Genomic DNA, 17077 nt, shown 5'->3' with positions numbered 1-17077 from the left:
ACGTGATGGAGATGAAGCTGGAACTGGTGCCGGTCCCGGTCACCGACGTCGACCGGGCCCTGGCCTTCTACGCCGAGCAGCTGGGGTTCGTCGTCGACGTCGACGTCCGCCCGGCCGACGGGGTGCGGGTGGTGCAGCTGACCCCGCCGGGCTCGGCCTGCTCGATCGGCCTGGGCACCGGCCTCGCCGCCTACGAGGCGCCGCCCGGGTCGCTCCGCGGCCTGCACCTGGTCGTCACCGACATCACGGCGGCCCGCGCCGAGCTGGTGGGCCGCGGCGTCGACGTCGGCGCGGTCACCGACGTCGGCGGCGGGGTGCTGTACGCCTCGATCGAGGACCCGGACGGCAACACCCTGACCCTGCAGGAGATGCCCTGGCGGACCGGCGAGGCCTTCTGAGCGCCCGGGCTCCTGGAGGGCTCAGCGGGCCGGGCCGGCCCCGAAGTCACCGAACGGAGCGGTCGGCACGGGGGCGATCGGGGTCTCGCTCAGCGACCGGCCCGCCGCGTCCAGCGTGCGCACCGACCGGGCGCCGTCGGTCATCGGCACCACGGTGCCGCCGTCGGTCAGCGGGAGCGGCCGGAGCAGCTGGCCGCGGCTGCCCAGCAGCTGCGCGGAGGCGGCGGCCGGCGGCGCGGTGACCACCAGCCACCGGCCGTCGTCGGTCTGGCCGAGGCCGGGGAGGGCGACGTCGCAGATCCGGGCGACGGTCAGGGTGGACACGTCCGTCGTCCCGGGCGGTGTCTGCACGCCGCAGGAGACCGCGCCGCTGCCCACCCCCGCCCAGGTGGTCACCACCAGCGCCCCGCCCGGGCTGTGCGCGACCAGGACGGCCACCCGGCCGGTGCCCCGGGCCAGGTCCACCTCGGCCGACCACAGCAGGTCCGGCTGCAGACCGGCCGGTTCGACGCCGAGCGGCACGGCGACGTCCAGGAGGGCGGCGTCCACCAGGTGCCCGTCGGCAGGCGGCGTACCCGGGCGGAGCGGGGACAGCCCGGTCACCGGCGCCGCCTGGAGGGTGCCCGCGCCCAGCCAGTCCGCGGCGGAGCGGTAGACCTCCCGGCCGTCGCGTTGCACCCGGACGCTGACCGCCGAGCCCGCCCTGGTGGTGCGGGCCGGGACGACGGCCACCCCGTCGGCGGCGTCGAGCGGGGTGTAGGTGCGGCCGACGGTGCCGCGCGGTCCGGTCATCAGCCGCTCGGACACCGCCACCGCGTCACCCGGCGCGGCGACGACGACCAGCGTCGCGTCCCCCGGGCCGCCGAGCAGCAGGGCCAGCGGGCGGTCCCGGCCGAGCTGGACGGGCAGGTGCGGCGCCAGGTCCGCGGCGGCCGCGCCGTCCGGTCCGGTCAGCCACACGCCGCGGAAGTCCTCCAGGACGGTGCCGACCACGAGCGCGACCCGGCCGTGCGGGGTGTCGGCGGCGAAGACCACCTCGCGGTCGGCCGGCGGCGGGGCCTCCTGGGCGCCCCAGCCCACCGAGCGCACCGCGTCGAGGAACGCCGCGTCGCCGGCCAGCGAGCCCCGGGTCGGCCCGGTCAGCACCGGCACGCTGGGCACGGCCGGCGTCGTCGGGGCAGCGGGCGCGGGAGACGGCGCGGTCGCCGTGGTCGGCGGGGGATCGGGCGCCCAGCGGGCGAGCGGGACGGCCACGCCGACCACCGCCAGCGCCGCGACGGCGGTGCCGGCCAGCCGTCGCCGGATGCCGGTCCGGCGGGTCTGCACATCGGCGACGGCGGCGGCCGGGTCCAGCCGCCACGCCCCGGGCGCGTCGGCGAGCCGGGTGAGCTGGGTGAGCTGGTCGGCCAGCCGCTGCTCGGCCGGCACGTCGGGAACGGCCCGCTCGAAGGCGCTCGGTGCCAGCGCCGGGCCCAGCTGCGCCAGCCCGCGGGCGGCCTCGGCGGCCACCTCCGCCACCGGGCAGCGCAGCAGGCCGGCGATCCGCGTGTCCGGGAGGCGGTCGTGCCAGCGCAGCACGACCACGGCCCGGGTGCGCGGCGGCAGATCGCGCAGCGCCCCGGCGAGGTCGGGCCCCTGGTCCGGGGCGGCGGCCGGGCGGAACGGGTCGGGCAGGGTCTCGATCACCTGCTCGGCGCGGCCGAGCCGCGCCCACCGGCTGGTCGTCCCGCGCACCACGGACGCCAGGACGGCCGACCCCGGGTCGCCGGCACGTCGGCGGGCCCGGGTGAGCGCGCGCTGGACCAGCTCCTCGGCGGTGGTCCGGTCGCCGGTGAGCAGCAGCGCGGTGCGCAGCAGCGCGGGCCGCCCGTCGGCGACGGAGCGGGCAACGTCGTCCACCCGTCCTCCTCGCCTCGGTGGTGGGGTGTTCGGACCCGGGACGGCAGCCGGTTCGTCCCCATGGTCCGTCATCCGCGGCGTTCTTGACCGGACAGCCCTGTAACAATGTAATCAGAGGACCGACGGCGGGAGCCGACATGATCGTCGAGTACATCCGGTACCGGGTGCCCGAGGAGCGTCAGGCAGCGTTCCCCCACGACTACGCACGCGCGGCGGGGGTGCTCGCCCGCGCGCCGCAGTGCGTCGACTACGAGCTCAGCCGCAGCGTCGACGAACCCGCCTGCTGGGTCCTGCGGATCACCTGGACCTCGGCGGCGGACCACCTGCAGGGCTTCCGCGGCGGGGAGCTGTTCGGTGAGTTCCTCGCCGCCGTCCGGCCCTACGTCGGGGACATCGAGGAGATGCGGCACTACGCACCCACGGCGGTGCGCGGCCCCGGCGCGTCGGTGCCGACGCTGTACGACTGGGCGGGCGGGGCGGCGGCGCTCGAACGGCTGACCCGGGTCTTCTACCGGCACGTCCTCGCCGACGACCTCGTCGGCCCGCTCTTCGCGCACATGGACGACGAGCACCCGCGGCACGTGGCGATGTGGCTCGCCGAGGTGTTCGGCGGCCCCGACCGCTACACGCGGGAGCGCGGCGGCTACCCGGCGATGCTCGGGCACCACCTGGGCAAGGCGATCACCGAGCCGCAGCGCCGGCGCTGGGTCGCCCTGCTGCTGGACTCCCTCGACGAGGCCGGGCTGCCGGCCGACCCGGAGTTCCGGGCGGCGTTCGTCGGCTACGCGGAGTGGGGCACCCGGCTGGCGCTGACCAACTCCCAGCCCGGGGCCGAGGTGGTGCGGAACGCGCCGGTGCCGCACTGGGGCTGGGGTGTCGCGCCGCCCTGGACCGGCTGACCGGTCAGCCGGCGTAGGCGGCGGCCAGTCGGGTGAAGCCCTCGTCCAGGGTCACCCGGGGCGTCCAGCGCAGCGCCGAGCGGGTGCGGCGCTGGTCGAACCAGTGCGCGGTGGACAGCTGCTCGGCGAGGAAGCGGGTCAGCGGAGGGGTGTCGCGGCGCTGCGTCACCGCCCAGACCCCCTCGACCGCGGCCCCGGCCGCCCAGGCGACCGGGACGGGCAGCCGGCGGCGCGGCGCGGGGACCCCGGCGGCCCGGCACAGCCGGGCGATGACCTCGGCCACCGGCCGCGGTTCGCCGTTGGAGACGACCAGCGCCTCACCGTGCGCCGGTGCGTCGACGGCGGCGACCAGGGCGTCGACGGCGTTGTCCACGTAGGTGGTGTCGATCAGGGCGGCGCCGGAGCCGATCACCGGCAGCCGCCCGGCGCGGGCCCGCTCCACCACCCGCTCGACGAGCTGGGTGTCACCTGGCCCCCAGACCAGGTGCGGCCGGACCACCAGCACCGCGAGGTCGGCGGAGTCCGCGCCCAGCGCCTCGGTCTCGGCGACCGCCTTGGACCGGGAGTAGTGCCCCCGGGCCCGCTCCGGGTCGGCGGGCCCGGCGCCCACGCCCACCAGCGCCGACCCGCCGTGCGCCACCGAGGGCGAGGAGACGTGCACCAGCCGGCGGACCCCGGCCCGCCGGCAGGCGGCGAGCACGGTGCGGGTGCCCTCGATGTTGGCGCGCGCGTACTCGGCCCAGCGCCCGGTCACGTCGACCTTGGCGGCCAGGTGCAGCACGGCGTCCTGCCCGGCCGCCGCGGCCCCGACCACCGCCGGGTCGGCGACGTCGCCGAGCACCTCCCGGCAGGGCAGCCCGGCCGGCCGCCGCTGCAGCACGGTGACGTCGTCGCCGCGGTCGGCCAGCGCGGTCGCGGTGGCCCGGCCCAGCATCCCGCTGGCGCCGGTGACCAGCACCCTCACCGGCGGGCGCCCGCCAGCAGCTGGGCCGCCTGCCCGGCCACCGCGCGCCGGTCGACCTTCGACTGGTGCCGGATGTCCACCGGCAGCCGGCGGGCGACCAGCACCGCCGCGACCTCGGACCCCGCGGCCGCCCGCACCGCGTCGGCCAGGTCCGGGTCGGCCAGGGCCGGGCGCCGGGGACCACCCGCCGTCGGGACGACGACGGCCACGACCACCTGCGCACCGGCCGGGCCGACGCCGACCACGGCCGCGGCGGAGACGGCGTCCAGCGCCTCGACCCGCTGCTCCACCCCGACCGGGGTGACCACGCCCGCCGCGGTGGTGACCACGTGCGGCAACCGGCCCCCGATCCACAGCCGGCCGGCGTCGTCGAGGTGCCCGACGTCGCCGGTGCGGTGCCAGCCCGGGTCCCGGGACGAGGCGCGCTCGGTGATCCAGAGCGCGTCGTAGCGGTCCTTGACGTGGGCGGCGCGCACGCACACCTCGCCGGTCGTGCCCGGGTCGGCAGTCAGCGGCCCGTCGGCGGCGCCGAGCGCGGTGAGCGGGCTGACCCGCACCTCGACCCCGGTCAGCGGCCGGCCGACGCAGACGCCGTCGCCGGGTCCGGCGGCCGCGATCTCCTCGGCGGTCACGTCGGTGACCGGCAGCGCCTCGGTCATCCCGTAGGGGGTGTGCGCCTCGGCGGCCGGCAGCACCGCCCGCAGCTCGGTGAGCAACGGCAGTGGTACCGGTGCGCCGGCCGACATGAGCAGCCGCACCCGGCCCAGCGCCGTCCGCTGCTCGGCGGTCAGCTCCGCGGCGGTGGCGACCACCCGGCGCAGTGCGGCCGGTGAGGCGAAGACGACCGTGCCGCCGACCGCCGCGGCTGCGTCGGCCAGCTTCGCGGCGGTGAGCGACGCCGGCTGGGTCACGTCGATGTCGGGCACCGCGGAGCCGATGCCCAGCGCCGGCCCGAGGATCGCGAACGGCGCAAAGGCGGCGACCAGCCGGTCCTCGGGTGAGAGCCGGTAGGTGCTGCGCACCAGGTCCAGCTGGGCCAGGGCCTGCCGCTGGGTGTAGACGACGCCCTTGGCCGGCCCCGTCGCCCCGGAGGTGAACAGCACGGCGCAGTCGGCGTCGGCCGGGGACTCCGGCGGCGGAGGTGCTGTGGCCCCGCGCGCCTCCAGCTCGGACAGGGTGTGCCGGGCGCCCGGCACCCGGCCGGTGGCGATCCGGAGGCCGGGCAGCCGCATGACCCGGGCGGCGGCGAGGCCGGGGGCGCTGCCGATGACGGCGTCGACGTCCGCGCTGCGCAGCGCCCCGCGCATGCCGCGCAGGCCGAGTCCCTTGTCGGCCACGACGATGACCGCGCCGGCCCGCCACACCGCGTAGACGCAGGCGGTGAGGTCGGCCGAGGGCTCGACGAGCAGCGCCACCCGGGAGCCGGGGCGGATGCCGGCGTCGGCGAGCCCGGCGGCCAGGTGCTCGACCCGGCGGTGCAGCTGCGCCCAGCTGACGGTGCCGCCACCGACCTCGACCACGGCGGGGGAGTCGTCACCGGCCCGCTCGGTCAGCGCCGACCAGGGGTGCCCGGGCAGCCCGGCGGCCGGAGCCGGGGCGCTGCGGTCGGTGCCGAGGTCGGTGACCCACTGCGCGATCGCGTCCGCGTACTGCGGTGCGTCCTCCGGCACGAGGTGCGAGGCGCCCTCGAAGCGGTGCAGCTGGGCCTGCGGCAGCCGCTCCCGCAGGTCGGCCAGGTAGCGCTCGCCGAAGACCGGGTCACGCGGGCCCCACATCAGCAGCGCCGGGACGTCGAGGTCGCGGATCCCCGCGGCGACCTGCTCCTGCGCCGCCCGCGACGGGTGGCCGGGGGAGAAGGGGATGTCGGCCACGAAGTCGCCGACCGAGCGCCGCCGGGCCGGCGTGCCGTAGGGAGCGGCGAAGGCGTCCCGGACGGCGGCGGGCAGCGACGGCCAGGACAGTGCGGTGGTCGCCCGGACGAAGACCGGGGTGCCGACTGTGACGGCGGCGCGCACACCCGGGGCGTGCGCCAGCCGGATCAGGGCGGGGCCGAGGTCGCCCTCGGGCATGGCGACGGCGGTGTTGCCGAGCACGACGCCGCGCAGCTGCTCGCGGTGCTGCAGCGCCCAGCCGAGGGAGATGACGCCGCCCCAGTCGTGGCCGACGGTGATGACCGGGCCGGTGACGCCCAGGGCCGCGGTGAGGTCGCCGAGGTCGGCGACCCGCTGGGCCAGCGGCCGCGGTCCGGTCAGCCGCTCGGAGAAGCCCATGCCGAGCTGGTCGGGGGCGACGACCCGCCAGCCGGGGGGTGCGGCGGTCAGCAGCCGGCGCCACAGGTAGGACCAGGTGGGGTTGCCGTGCACGCACAGCAGCGTGCCGACCGGTTCGGTCACCCCGTTGTCGAGCAGGTGCCACTCGTGCTTGGTGCCGGTGGCGTCGGCGACGGTGAGGTGCCGCGACCAGGCGGGGTCGAGCCCGGGCAGACCCGGCGGGACGGAGGAGGGTGCGGTCACCATTCGATCTCGAGGCACGCGGTGTTCAGCCCCGAGCCGACGCCCATGAGCAGCACCCGGTCGCCGTCGTCCAGCGCGTCGGACTCGGTCGCCAGGGTGAACGGCACCGACGCCGGGCCCAGGTTGCCCCGGGTCGGGAAGGTCTTGGGCACCCGCGACTCGTCGATGCCGAACTTCTCGCACATCGCGGCGGTGTGCACCTTCGAGACCTGGTGCATGACGTAGCGCGACATGCCGCCGTGCCAGTCGAACTCCTCGCCGGCCTCGGTCCACATGTCGACGCCGAGCCCGATCCCGGCGTCGAGCAGGCCCTTGAGGTCGGTGCGCATCATGTCGTTGTCGCCGACGCACAGCTCGTGGTGCTCGGTGCCGGCCCGGCTGACCGAGCCGACCATCCGGTGGCCCTCGGGGTGCTGGTCGGTCCGGCCGAGCACCATGGCGACCGCGCCGCAGCCGAGGGTCAGCGTGGCGAACTGGGACAGCACGTCCCGGGCCACCGTCTCCGGGCGGTTGAGCCGGTCGATGGTGCGCTCCTGGACCGACCGGGCGTCCTCACCGTTGACGATCAGCGCGTGGTCGACCAGCCCGGAGTCGATCATCGCCCCGGCCAGCTCCATGCCGTTCATGAAGCCCAGGCAGGCGTTGGTGACGTCGAAGTTCTGCGCCGAGCGGGGCAGGCCGAGCGCGTCGTGCACGGCGACGGCGGTGGAGGGCTCGAGGTACTTGCGGCTCACCGACGTGTTGATCATGACGCCGATGCCGGCCGGGTCGACGCCGCTCTCGCTGATCGCCTTGGCGCCGGCCATCGCGGCGCCGTCGACGAAGGTGACGCCGTCGGCCCACCAGCGGCGTTCGCGGATGCCGCAGAGCCGCTCGAGCAGGCCGGGGCGCAGCCCGACCCGGCGGTAGGTGTCGACCAGCTGGTCGTCCAGGTCGTCGGAGGTGACCACCTGCGACGCGTCGGCCGTCTGCACGGTCAGGACGCTGGTGTTGCGGAAACGGTGCGTGGCATTGCCACTCATGGGCGGTCCAGTCGTCGGGAGGGCCGACTCTTCCACGTACGCCGCCCTGCTCCGCCAGCCAGTACCCGGCTCGGCTCCCGGTATGCCGCACGCCGTCCACCTGCGTGTTGGTTCCGTCACGTCGGCCGGGCACCGCGGGGTGCGTTGGGCAGCAGCGATCCGGCGGGCACCGGGGGGGGGGTCATGGACGCCGAGATCTCCCTGCGGGTCGACGGGGAGAGCCACCGGCTCACCGTGGACACCCGCACCACGCTGCTGGACGCGCTCCGTGAGCGGCTGGGCAACACCAGCCGTCCACCACGCCACCGGCGTCCGGGTCCGGTCGCTGCCGATCACCCTGGACGAGCTGCTGCCCGGGCTGCCCTGAGCCCGGGGCCCCGGACGCCGATCGACGCCGGTCGCGTCCAGCCGAGCTGACGCGACGGCGGCCCTTCCTCCCGGGCGGGACGCGGCCTACGGTTCTTGCCCGGACCTCCCAGCGGCCACCAGGACCTGTCATGACCGTCATCGTCGCGGTGCCCCCTGTCCACCCGGGCGTCGACGAAGCCCTCCCTGCGGCGCGCCCGGGACCGCCCGGCCGGCGGGGAGCGCGGCAGCACCGACGGGCCGCCGCGCGCGCCGGCCGGACGGCGGCAGCCCGGGCGGAGCTGCACGGGATCCTCGAGGTCCTGGTCGAGGCACGTGCCCTGCTCGGCCGAGGCTGGGTGCAGGGGACGTGGTTCACCGCCCAGCCGCTCGCCGCGGTCGCCGCAGCGGGGGAGGAGCGTGCCGGTGCGCAGCCGGCGGCCTGTCTCGTGGGTGCGGTGGTCCTGGCTGCCGGGGGGCGGGCCGCCGTCCGCGGGCAACGGGCCCAGCGCAGCCTCGACCTGCTCTGGCACACCCTCCACCGGGCGACCGACCCGGGCCCCGTCCGGTGGTGCCCCGCACCCGCCCTCCGGACGCTCCAGGTGCAGGACCTGACCCGGTGGAACGACACCTCCGGGCGCTCGCTGGAGGAGGTCCGGGCACTGCTGGACGCAGCGATCGGGCGCGTGACACGGGAGCTGCAGCTCACCGGCGCCCACTGACGGAGAGCCGGTCCGCGCCGATCAGGGCTGCGGCGGTGTCCCGTCCGCAGGCGGCGTCGCGGCCGTCGCGGCACGCACGTCCTCGCGCAGGCTCGCGACGGTCCCCGTCGGCACCAGCGGCGCCGCCTCGCGGAGCTGCTGCAGGGCGGTGACCGCCAGCCCGCCGGCGGCACCTCCGAACAGCCCCGTCGCCAGCAGCGCCGACGTGGTGGGGGAGAACCGCCGCTCGAGCACCCGCAGGACCAACGCGCCCGACGTCCCGACCGCCAGCGTGCCGAGCACCGCTGCTGCACCGAGCAGCCCGCCGGCCCTGCCTACCTGCTTGGCCTTGTCGGCCAGCTCCTGCTGCGCCTGGCGCAGCTCCTGCCGCACCAGCGCGCCGACGTCGTTGGTCAGGGACTGCACCAGGTCGGCCGTCGAGCTGCCCGGAGTGCTCGCTGTCATGTGGTCCTCCTCGACGTGGACGTGTCGACGGACGGCTACCCGGTCAGCGCTGGGCCAACCCGGACGGGCAGCTCGTCGAGGCCGTAGACGAACGACAGCGGCCGGAAGGCCAGCTGCTCGGACGGGACGGCGACGGCGAGGTCCGGGAACCGCCGGAGCAGCGCCGGCAGCAGGATCCGCAGCTCCATCCGGGCCAGTTCGGCGCCGATGCAGCGGTGGATGCCGTGCCCGAAGGCGAGGTGACCGCTGATGGGCACCCGCGCCGGGTCGAAGGCGTCGGGGTCGGCGCCTGCGGTGGCCGGGTCGCGGTTGGCGCCGCTGAGCGAGGCGAGCACGACGTCCCCGGCGCGCAGCGATTGCCCGGCGATCTCCGTGTCGCGCTTGGCGAACCGGGGGAAGGCCAGCTGGACGACCGAGAGGTGGCGCAGCAGCTCCTCGACCACGCGGTCGACGTCGGCGCGGCTGCCGGTGCGCACCAGCTCGGCGTGCGCCGGGTCGCGCAGCAGCACCATCGTCGACAGCGAGATCATCCCGGCGGTCGTCTCGTACCCGCCGGTGAAGACGCCGTCGGCGAGCCCGGCCAGGTCGACGTCGGAGATCAGGTCACCCTCGTCCCGGATGATCTGGCCGATCAGGCCGGGCCCGGGCTCCTTGCGCTGCCGGGCCACCGCGTCGAAGAGGAACTCCCGCTGCTCGGAGACCGCACCGAAGGCGCCCGCGGCGCCGCCGGTGGCGTCGAAGCGCTGCACACCGAGCCGGGCGAAGGCCTCGCGGTCGTCGAGGTCCAGCCCCAGCAGCGCGCAGATGGTCTGGAACGGCACCGGGAAGGACACCAGCCTGGCGAGGTCGGCGGTCGGACCGGCGGCGGCGAGCTCGTCGAGCTGCTGGGCCACGATCCGCTCGATCATCGGCTCGAGCCGGGCCAGCCGGCGCATCGTGAACTCCGGGGTGACGATCTTGCGCAGCCGGGTGTGCACCGGCGGGTCGGTGAAGCCCAGCCCGCCGACGTCCTCCCCGGTGCCCGGGCCGGTGCCGGGCAGCAGGTGCCGGATGTCGTTGCTGTAGTTCTCCCGGTCGGCGAGCACGGCACGCACCTGCTCGTGGCCGGTGACCAGGTAGACCCGGAAGTCGAACGGGAACCTCAGCCGGTGCACCGGGTCGGTGGCCCGCAGCTGGGCCAGCCGGGGCACCGGGTCGGTGCCGATCCGCTGCAGGGGGACCTTCGAGCGCTCCGGGATGAAGGTCATCGCCGACAGGTCGATGCCCTTGCGCTGGATGCGCCGGGTGATCAGGCGGCCGGCCAGCGCACGGGCGCGGGCCCTGACCGCGGGTGCCACCCGGTGGCCCTGCCGGCGGCCGTGGGCCGTCGGGTCGGTGCGCAGGCGGTGCGACCGGTCCGGGGTGCCGAACACCGATTCGCGGAACACGCTGCCCCTTCCGGGGTGTCGAGGACGATGCTGTCTTCGTACTGCAGCACGACGAGCGTGATCAAGGCTGCCACGCCCTGTCCGCGCACCGACGCACCCCCTGCGCCCCACCCGTGTCACGGCGGCGCCCCGGGTTCGGCCGCACGGCGGCCGGATACAGGACGGCGGTGACGACGCGGCTGACGTTCGACGGCTGGATCCTCGGGCTCGGCACCGTCTCGGGCACCCGCGTGGTGGTGGGGCACTGGCCGCGTTCCCCGCTCGGCCCGATCTCGGACGTGATGGTGCAGCGGCCCGGCGGCTCCCGCGTGCTGCTCGCGCCCGGCCCGGAGGTCGCCGACTTCGTCGGCGCGACGTACACCTTCGACGAGGTGCGGATCGTGCCGGTGACCGTGGCCCGGCCGGACGACCGGACGTGGTCGGTGCAGGCCGGACCGCTGGACCTGCGGACCCGGACCGGGCCCCGGCCCGTGCTGGGCCGGCTGCTGCACGCGGTGCCGGCCCGGCTGGCCCGCAGGCCGGCCTGGATCGGCCTGCTGGACCTGCCGGCCCGGGTCACCACCGGGCTGCGGACGACGGGGTCGGCCGGCAACGGGCGCACCGAGTGGTACGGGGTGCAGGACCTGCACGCCCTCGTCGAGGTCGACGCCCGCTGGGACGGCGAGCCGCTGGGCGCCCTCACCCCGGTCCGGCCACCGGTCACCTTCGGCTTCGGCTCGGTGCCCCCGCGGCCCTCGGTGGTGCGGGTGACCACGACCGTGCAGCTGCCCTGACCCGCGGCCGCGGCCGCCGCCGGGGTTGCCCGGGCCGGGCCCGGGGCACTGGCCAGCAGTCGAGCCGTTCCCCAGGAGGTCCCATGCGCGCCATGACGTACCGCGGCCCGTACAAGCTGCGGGTCGAGGAGAAGGACAAGCCCCGGATCGAGCACCCCAACGACGCGATCGTGAAGGTGCAGCTGGCCGCCATCTGCGGCTCGGACCTGCACCTGTACCACGGCCTGATGCCGGACACCCGGGTCGGCCACACCTTCGGCCACGAGTTCATCGGCGTCGTCGACGAGATCGGCTCCTCCGTGCAGGACCTGCAGGTCGGGGACCGGGTGATGGTGCCCTTCAACGTCTTCTGCGGCAGCTGCTGGTACTGCTCCCGCGGGCTGTACAGCAACTGCCACAACGTCAACCCCAACGCCACGGCGGTGGGCGGCATCTACGGCTACTCGCACACCACCGGTGGCTACGACGGCGGGCAGGCGGAGTACGTGCGGGTGCCCTTCGCCGACGTCGGCCCGGTGCGGATCCCGGACTGGATGCACGACGAGGACGCCGTGCTGCTCACCGACGCCGCCGCCACCGGCTACTTCGGCGCGCAGCTCGGGGAGATCGCCGAGGGGGACACGGTCGTCGTCCTGGGCGCCGGGCCGGTCGGGCTGATCGCCGCGCAGTCGTCGTGGCTGATGGGCGCCGGCCGGGTGATCGTCATCGACCACCTCACCGAGCGGCTGGAGAAGGCCCGCACCATGGCGCACGCCGAGGTGTGGGACTACGACGAGATCGACGACGTGGTGCTCGAGATGAAGCGGCAGACCGACTTCCTCGGCGCGGACGTCGTCATCGACGCCGTGGGCGCGGAGGCCGACGGGAACCTGCTCATGCACGTGACCGGCACCAAGCTGAAGCTGCAGGGCGGCTCGCCGATCGCGCTGAACTGGGCCATCGACGGCGTGCGCAAGGGCGGCACCGTCTCGGTGGTCGGCGCCTACGGGCCGATCCCGAACATGGTCAAGTTCGGCGACGCGCTCAACAAGGGCCTGACGCTGCGGATGAACCAGACGCCGGTGAAGCGGCAGTGGCCGCGGATGTTCGAGCACGTGCGCAACGGCCACCTCACGCCGCGGGAGATGGTCACCCACCGGTTCCCGCTGGAGGACATCTCCGAGGCCTACCACGTGTTCTCCGCCAAGCTCGACGGCTGCATCAAGCCGCTCATCGTGCCCAGCGCGTCCTGAGAGGGGACATCCCGATGGCCGAGGACGACATCCCCAGCGCCTACGTGAGCGACAAGCGCACCCCGCCGCCCAGCCGGGAGGAGCTGCGCGCCCGCATCCCCGGGTGGGGCGCGGACCTCGACCCGGCCGACCGGCCGTCCTCCCCCAAGCTGCAGTACTCGCCGGGCACCACCGGCGCGCACTGGGACTTCCCCGACCGGCAGCCCGGGTCCGAGGGCCGCGAGCACTCCATCGAGCACGCCTTCGTCACCCCGGTGTTCGGCACCGCGCAGCCGCTGCACGGCCTCTCCGGCGCGATCCGCCGGCTCGCCTACGTGCGGTTCAGCGAAGCCCGGCTGGCCCACTGGCTGCTGCTCATCGCCGGTGACCGGGTCGACGCGTGGGGCAGCCACCTCCGGTCGTTCGCCTCGCTGCACCCGGACAACCCGATCACCGAGACCGGCGTGCGGACCGAGCTGACCGCCGGCGGTACGGCGCGCAGCGGACGCTCCGACCGGCGGCACCAGGTGCTCGACCCGGTGGTCGTGGCGGGCCCGTGGGTCGCCGGTGGTGCTGTGATGGTGCTGGGCGCGCGCCGGGTGGTGCGCGCGCTGCGCGGCTGAGCCGGCCGCCCCGCCCGGGGGCGCCGGGGAGAGGCGGTGGCCCCGTGCCCGGTCTGCGTCGCCCGCGGCCAGTGCCCAGCCCCGTCGTCCCCAAGGTCCTGCAGCGGGCGCCCACCGACTCGGCGGGCTGGCCACGGCAGGAACCGCCGTGGCTGCGGCGCGGCGTGCTGCTGGTGCTCGCCGTCGTCACCGGCTACCAGCTCGCGCTGTGGCTGTTCGGCCACCTCCGGGGCTTCCTGGGCCTGCTCTTCCTGGCCTGGCTGTTCGCCGTCGGCATCGAGCCGATCGTGGAGGCACTCGTCCGCCGCGGGCTGCGGCGGGGGGCGGCCACCGGCGTGGTGATGATCGGCCTCGTCGCCGCCGCCATCGGCTTCCTGGCGGTGTTCGGTGCCCTGCTGGTCGACCAGCTCAGCCAGCTGGTGACGGTCCTGCCCGACGCGGTCGCCGACGTGGTGCGCTGGGTCAACGGGACGTTCGACACCGACTTCCGGGCCGCGGACGTCGTGGACTCACTGAACCTGACGTCGGAGCGGGTCCAGGGGCTGGTCCAGGACCTCGCGCCCGGGCTGGTCGGCATCCTCTCCTCGCTCGTCGGGTTGCTGTTCCAGCTCCTGGCGTTCCTGCTGTTCGCCTTCTACATGTCCGCCGAGGGCCCGCGGTTGCGGGCGATCGTCTCCACCTGGTTCCCGCCGCGGCACCAGCGGGTGATCGCCACGGTGTGGGAGATCGCGGTGGACAAGACCGGCGGCTACCTGCTGTCGCGGTTGGTGCTCGCGCTGGTCAACGCCGCGGCGACCGGGGTGCTGCTGTGGGCCATCGGCGTCCCCTTCTGGCTGCCGCTGGCCATCTGGACCGGGATCGTCTCGCAGTTCATCCCCACCGTGGGCACCTACCTGGCGATCGCGCTGCCGGCGCTCATCGCCCTGTCGGACCAGCCGGTCGACGCGCTGTGGGTCGTGCTGTTCGGCACCCTGTACCAGCAGGTCGAGAACTACCTGCTGGCACCGCGGATCACCGCGCTGACGGTCTCGGTGCACCCAGCCGTGGCCTTCGGCGCGGTCATCGCCGGTGCGGCCCTGTTCGGGCCGATGGGCGCGCTGGTCTCCATCCCGGTGGTCGCCGCCGTGCAGGCGGTCCTGGAGACCTACGCGCACGGCTACGAGCTGGTGGAGGAGGAGCCGGCCGTCGACGAGGACGCCGAGCCGCCGGCCGGGGAGCCCCCGCCGGACGCCGCCTCGTCGGCCTGACGCATCGCGGGGGCGATGCCGGGAGGAGGCTGGCGCGATGGACATCACGACCGTCAACGACCGGCACCTGTACTCCGGCACCGTCCGGCTGCGGGACCCCGCGCTCCCCGGGGTGGTGGTCGAGCTCGTCGACCGGGTGGTCCGGTTCGGGCCGCCCGGCTGGCTCACCGTCGCCGACGGTGCCGACCCGGGCCGGCCCATCGAGCTGTTCCCGACCGCCCAGGTGGTGGCTGTGACGGAACTCGGCGAGGTCCACACCCCGGACCGGCCCGTCGACGGATGAACGGGCCCGCTGCTGGGTAGCGTCGTCAGTGGCGCCGCTCGGCGTCCAGCCCCTCGGGAGATCGGCGCGTCCTCCATGGCCACCCCTGCACGTCCCCCCGCTGCTCCGGCAGCAGCTCCCGGCGAGCCCGGGGCCGGTCCCCGGCGTCCCACCCCGCGGGACGTGCCGAAGCGGACGCCGCTGGTGGCCCGCCCGGTCGGCGCGACCGGCCCGGACACCGACGCCGGCAGCGAGCTGCCGCACCCGTGACCTCCTCGGACCCCCGCCCGTGCTGACGGTCCCCGTCTCCCTGCCGGGCAGCACCGCCGATCCGGTGACGACGACGGCCGGTCCGGCGCTGCCGGCCGCGCCCGAGCCGGTGACCGACGGTGGCGGTGACCGCCTCGTGGTGGTCGGCCTCCCCGTCGTCCCCGCCCGCCCGTCCGCCGTCCTGCTGGCCGCCCAGCAGCTCTCCGACGAGGCGGCGCGGCACCCGCGCCGGCCGCGGGGGCTCGGCCGGGCCGTCGCCGAGCGCCGCCGCCGGCAGCAGCGCGCCCTGGTGGTGCAGCGCCGGGTCGACCGGGTGCAACCGCCCCTCGGCTGATGCCGGCTCGGGCCGGGGGGCGTGCGCCCCGCCCGGGGGCGGGGCGCACACCCCTCACGGCACGAGGATCGCCCGGGTCCCCGGGAGCCGGCCGCCGTCGAGGTCGTCGAGCGCCTCCAGCGCCGACGCCAGCGGGTACGTCCTCGTCGACAGCGTGACCAGGCCGCGGGCAGCGAGTGCCATCAGCTCGCGGAGGTCGGTGTACGAGCCGACCTTGTTGCCGACGATGCTGATCTCCCGGTTGATGATCTCCAGGGTCGGCACCTCGACCGCGCCGCCGTAGCCGATGACGTAGTAGGACCCGGTGTCCCGGGTCATCGCCACGCCCTCCGCCTCGGTGCCGTGCTCGCCGACGAAGTCGAAGACGACCTCCGCGCCCGTGCCGCCCAGCGCGTCCAGCACCTCCGCCACCGTGTCGTCCCCGGCCTGGACGGTCCGGTGCGCGCCGAGCTCGGCGGCCTTGGCGAGCGCCTCGGCCGAGCGGTCGACGACGGTGACCTCGGCCGGGGTCATCGCCAGCAGGCACTGCAGGCCGATGTGCCCGAGGCCGCCCGCGCCGATGACCACCGCCCGGGCGGTGGCCGGCAGCAGCGGCACGGCCTTGCGGACGGCGTGCTGCGCGGTGAGCCCGGCGTCGGCGAGCGCGGCGACGTCGACCGGCTGCAGCCCCTCGGCGAGCGTCACCACCGACCGGGCGTTGGTGCGGAGCAGCTCGGCCATCCCGCCGTCCCGGCTGATGCCGGGGAACTCGCCGTTCTCGCAGTGCACGTCGTCCCCGCGCCGGCAGGGCGGGCACAGCCCGCAGGTCACCAGCGGGTGCAGGATGACCTTGTCGCCGACGGCGACGTTGCGCACCGCGTCGCCGACCTCGACGACGGTGCCGGCGTTCTCGTGGCCGATCACGTAGGGCAGGCCGACGCCGCTCGCCTCGGCCCACTGGCCCTCGATGATGTGCAGGTCGGTCCGGCACACCCCGGCCGCGTCGACGTGCACCAGGACGTCGAGCGGGCCCTGCAGCGTCGGCTCCGGGATGTCGTCGACCGAGGGGGGCTTGCCGTACTCGTGCACGCGGACTGCCTTCACGACCTGACCTCCAGGGGGAGCAACGGGTGTGTGTCGTCGGCGCGTGGGGTCTGGTCGCCCTCGGCGCCGGGGTAGCGGGTGGCCAGCAGCCCGCGGCAGAAGTGCGCGTTGCCGTCGACCGAGATGCGCACCGACCGGGCCCGGCGCAGGGTGAGCGCTGCGGTCTGCGCCGTCGGCCGGGAGCCGTCCGGTGCCAGCAGCACCGGGGCGGTGTCCTCCACCGGCAGGCCGAGGACGGCGCGGCGGTGCCGCAGCGCCTCGGTGACCGGCCCGGCCGGCAGGTCGCCGAGGGTGACGTCGAGGACCGCGGACTCGGTCCGGGACGGGTCGGCCCGCAGCCAGCCGGTGAGCGCCCGCTCCATGGCGGCGGTGTGCGCCTTGCGCTGGAACGTCGCGCGCAGCTCGTCGAGGCTGTCGTCGGCCTCGTGCCCGAACGTGCCGCGGTAGCCGGCGTCCGCCGCCAGGCCCCGGTTGATCAGGTCGGAGTCGTGGTGGTCGTCGAGCTCGACCACCACCCGCCCGGCACCGGGCAGCGCGACGACGGCATCCCGGGCGTCGGACACCATCAGCCAGGCGAAGTTCGGCGCGCAGAACGACGTGGGCAGCCGCAGGTGCACGGTCACCCCCGCCCCGTCCACCCC

18 protein-coding genes are annotated in these 17077 nt (G+C 75.9%); 10 read left to right on the top strand and 8 right to left on the bottom strand.

Annotated elements, in window-relative coordinates; genetic code table 11:
- Positions 1–5: 5 nt before the first annotated feature.
- Positions 6–398 carry a VOC family protein gene (locus FHL80_RS09885; RefSeq protein ID WP_138733252.1) on the top strand — a complete coding sequence of 131 codons (393 nt, stop codon included), beginning with the start codon at positions 6–8 and terminating at the stop codon, positions 396–398.
- A gap of 21 nt (positions 399–419) precedes the next feature.
- Here FHL80_RS09885 and FHL80_RS09880 read toward each other — a convergent pair whose 3' ends face one another.
- The gene (locus FHL80_RS09880) at positions 420–2297 is read right to left on the bottom strand and encodes a SigE family RNA polymerase sigma factor (RefSeq protein WP_138733251.1); all 1878 of its coding nucleotides are present in this window, start codon (positions 2295–2297) and stop codon (positions 420–422) included.
- A 137-nt stretch (positions 2298–2434) separates the two neighbouring features.
- Between FHL80_RS09880 and FHL80_RS09875 the strand changes: the two genes are divergently transcribed.
- A complete protein-coding gene (locus FHL80_RS09875; RefSeq protein ID WP_138733250.1) occupies positions 2435–3196 on the top strand; it encodes a globin domain-containing protein in 762 nt (253 codons plus the stop codon).
- A 4-nt stretch (positions 3197–3200) separates the two neighbouring features.
- Here the strand turns inward: FHL80_RS09875 and FHL80_RS09870 are convergent, their stop codons facing one another.
- Genes FHL80_RS09870 through FHL80_RS09860 form a run of 3 tightly spaced genes read right to left on the bottom strand, consistent with a single transcriptional unit; the run spans position 3201 to position 7695 of the window.
- Positions 3201–4160, bottom strand: a complete 960-nt coding sequence (locus FHL80_RS09870) for an NAD-dependent epimerase/dehydratase family protein (RefSeq protein ID WP_138733249.1) — start codon at positions 4158–4160, stop codon at positions 3201–3203.
- A complete protein-coding gene (locus tag FHL80_RS09865) occupies positions 4157–6676 on the bottom strand; it encodes an alpha/beta fold hydrolase (protein ID WP_138733248.1) in 2520 nt (839 codons plus the stop codon). Before FHL80_RS09865 ends, FHL80_RS09870 begins: the two co-directional genes overlap by 4 nt.
- Positions 6670–7695, bottom strand: a complete 1026-nt coding sequence (locus tag FHL80_RS09860) for a 3-oxoacyl-ACP synthase III (RefSeq protein ID WP_138733247.1) — start codon at positions 7693–7695, stop codon at positions 6670–6672. Before FHL80_RS09860 ends, FHL80_RS09865 begins: the two co-directional genes overlap by 7 nt.
- A gap of 497 nt (positions 7696–8192) precedes the next feature.
- On the opposite strand from FHL80_RS09860, the gene FHL80_RS09850 reads away from it, so the two are divergent.
- The gene (locus tag FHL80_RS09850; RefSeq protein WP_138733246.1) at positions 8193–8762 is read left to right on the top strand and encodes a DUF6197 family protein; all 570 of its coding nucleotides are present in this window, start codon (positions 8193–8195) and stop codon (positions 8760–8762) included.
- 21 nt (positions 8763–8783) lie between these two features.
- Here FHL80_RS09850 and FHL80_RS09845 read toward each other — a convergent pair whose 3' ends face one another.
- Positions 8784–9206, bottom strand: a complete 423-nt coding sequence (locus tag FHL80_RS09845; protein WP_138733245.1) for a phage holin family protein — start codon at positions 9204–9206, stop codon at positions 8784–8786.
- Between the two features lie 35 nt (positions 9207–9241).
- Positions 9242–10633: a cytochrome P450 gene (locus FHL80_RS09840; RefSeq protein ID WP_246078586.1), complete on the bottom strand. Its 1392-nt coding sequence runs from the start codon at positions 10631–10633 to the stop codon at positions 9242–9244.
- A 167-nt stretch (positions 10634–10800) separates the two neighbouring features.
- On the opposite strand from FHL80_RS09840, the gene FHL80_RS09835 reads away from it, so the two are divergent.
- The 7 genes from FHL80_RS09835 to FHL80_RS09810 all read left to right on the top strand — a co-directional run bounded on the left by FHL80_RS09835 (position 10801) and on the right by FHL80_RS09810 (position 15353).
- Complete coding sequence (locus FHL80_RS09835; RefSeq protein ID WP_138733244.1) at positions 10801–11406, top strand: hypothetical protein; 606 nt, start codon at positions 10801–10803, stop codon at positions 11404–11406.
- A gap of 83 nt (positions 11407–11489) precedes the next feature.
- Positions 11490–12638 carry a zinc-dependent alcohol dehydrogenase gene (locus tag FHL80_RS09830; protein ID WP_138733243.1) on the top strand — a complete coding sequence of 383 codons (1149 nt, stop codon included), beginning with the start codon at positions 11490–11492 and terminating at the stop codon, positions 12636–12638.
- A gap of 14 nt (positions 12639–12652) precedes the next feature.
- Positions 12653–13240 (top strand): hypothetical protein, encoded by a 588-nt coding sequence (locus FHL80_RS09825; RefSeq protein ID WP_138733242.1) that lies wholly within the window; start codon positions 12653–12655, stop codon positions 13238–13240.
- Between the two features lie 71 nt (positions 13241–13311).
- Positions 13312–14487 (top strand): AI-2E family transporter, encoded by a 1176-nt coding sequence (locus FHL80_RS09820; protein ID WP_246078585.1) that lies wholly within the window; start codon positions 13312–13314, stop codon positions 14485–14487.
- Between the two features lie 37 nt (positions 14488–14524).
- A complete protein-coding gene (locus FHL80_RS09815; protein ID WP_138733241.1) occupies positions 14525–14770 on the top strand; it encodes a hypothetical protein in 246 nt (81 codons plus the stop codon).
- 75 nt (positions 14771–14845) lie between these two features.
- Complete coding sequence (locus tag FHL80_RS25390) at positions 14846–15019, top strand: hypothetical protein (RefSeq protein WP_216870571.1); 174 nt, start codon at positions 14846–14848, stop codon at positions 15017–15019.
- A gap of 19 nt (positions 15020–15038) precedes the next feature.
- Positions 15039–15353: a hypothetical protein gene (locus FHL80_RS09810; RefSeq protein ID WP_138733240.1), complete on the top strand. Its 315-nt coding sequence runs from the start codon at positions 15039–15041 to the stop codon at positions 15351–15353.
- A 54-nt stretch (positions 15354–15407) separates the two neighbouring features.
- Here the strand turns inward: FHL80_RS09810 and FHL80_RS09805 are convergent, their stop codons facing one another.
- A complete protein-coding gene (locus FHL80_RS09805) occupies positions 15408–16436 on the bottom strand; it encodes an NAD(P)-dependent alcohol dehydrogenase (RefSeq protein ID WP_138733239.1) in 1029 nt (342 codons plus the stop codon).
- The coding region (locus FHL80_RS09800; RefSeq protein ID WP_138733238.1) for a metal-sulfur cluster biosynthetic enzyme at positions 16433–17077 on the bottom strand (645 nt) is incomplete at its 5' end. The genes FHL80_RS09805 and FHL80_RS09800, both read right to left, overlap by 4 nt.

The sequence above is a fragment of the Modestobacter excelsi genome (assembly GCF_005930495.1).
Lineage (GTDB): Bacteria > Actinomycetota > Actinomycetes > Mycobacteriales > Geodermatophilaceae > Modestobacter > Modestobacter excelsi.
Note: the sequence above shows the minus strand (reverse complement) of the source record. Positions and strands in the feature narration are given on the sequence as shown.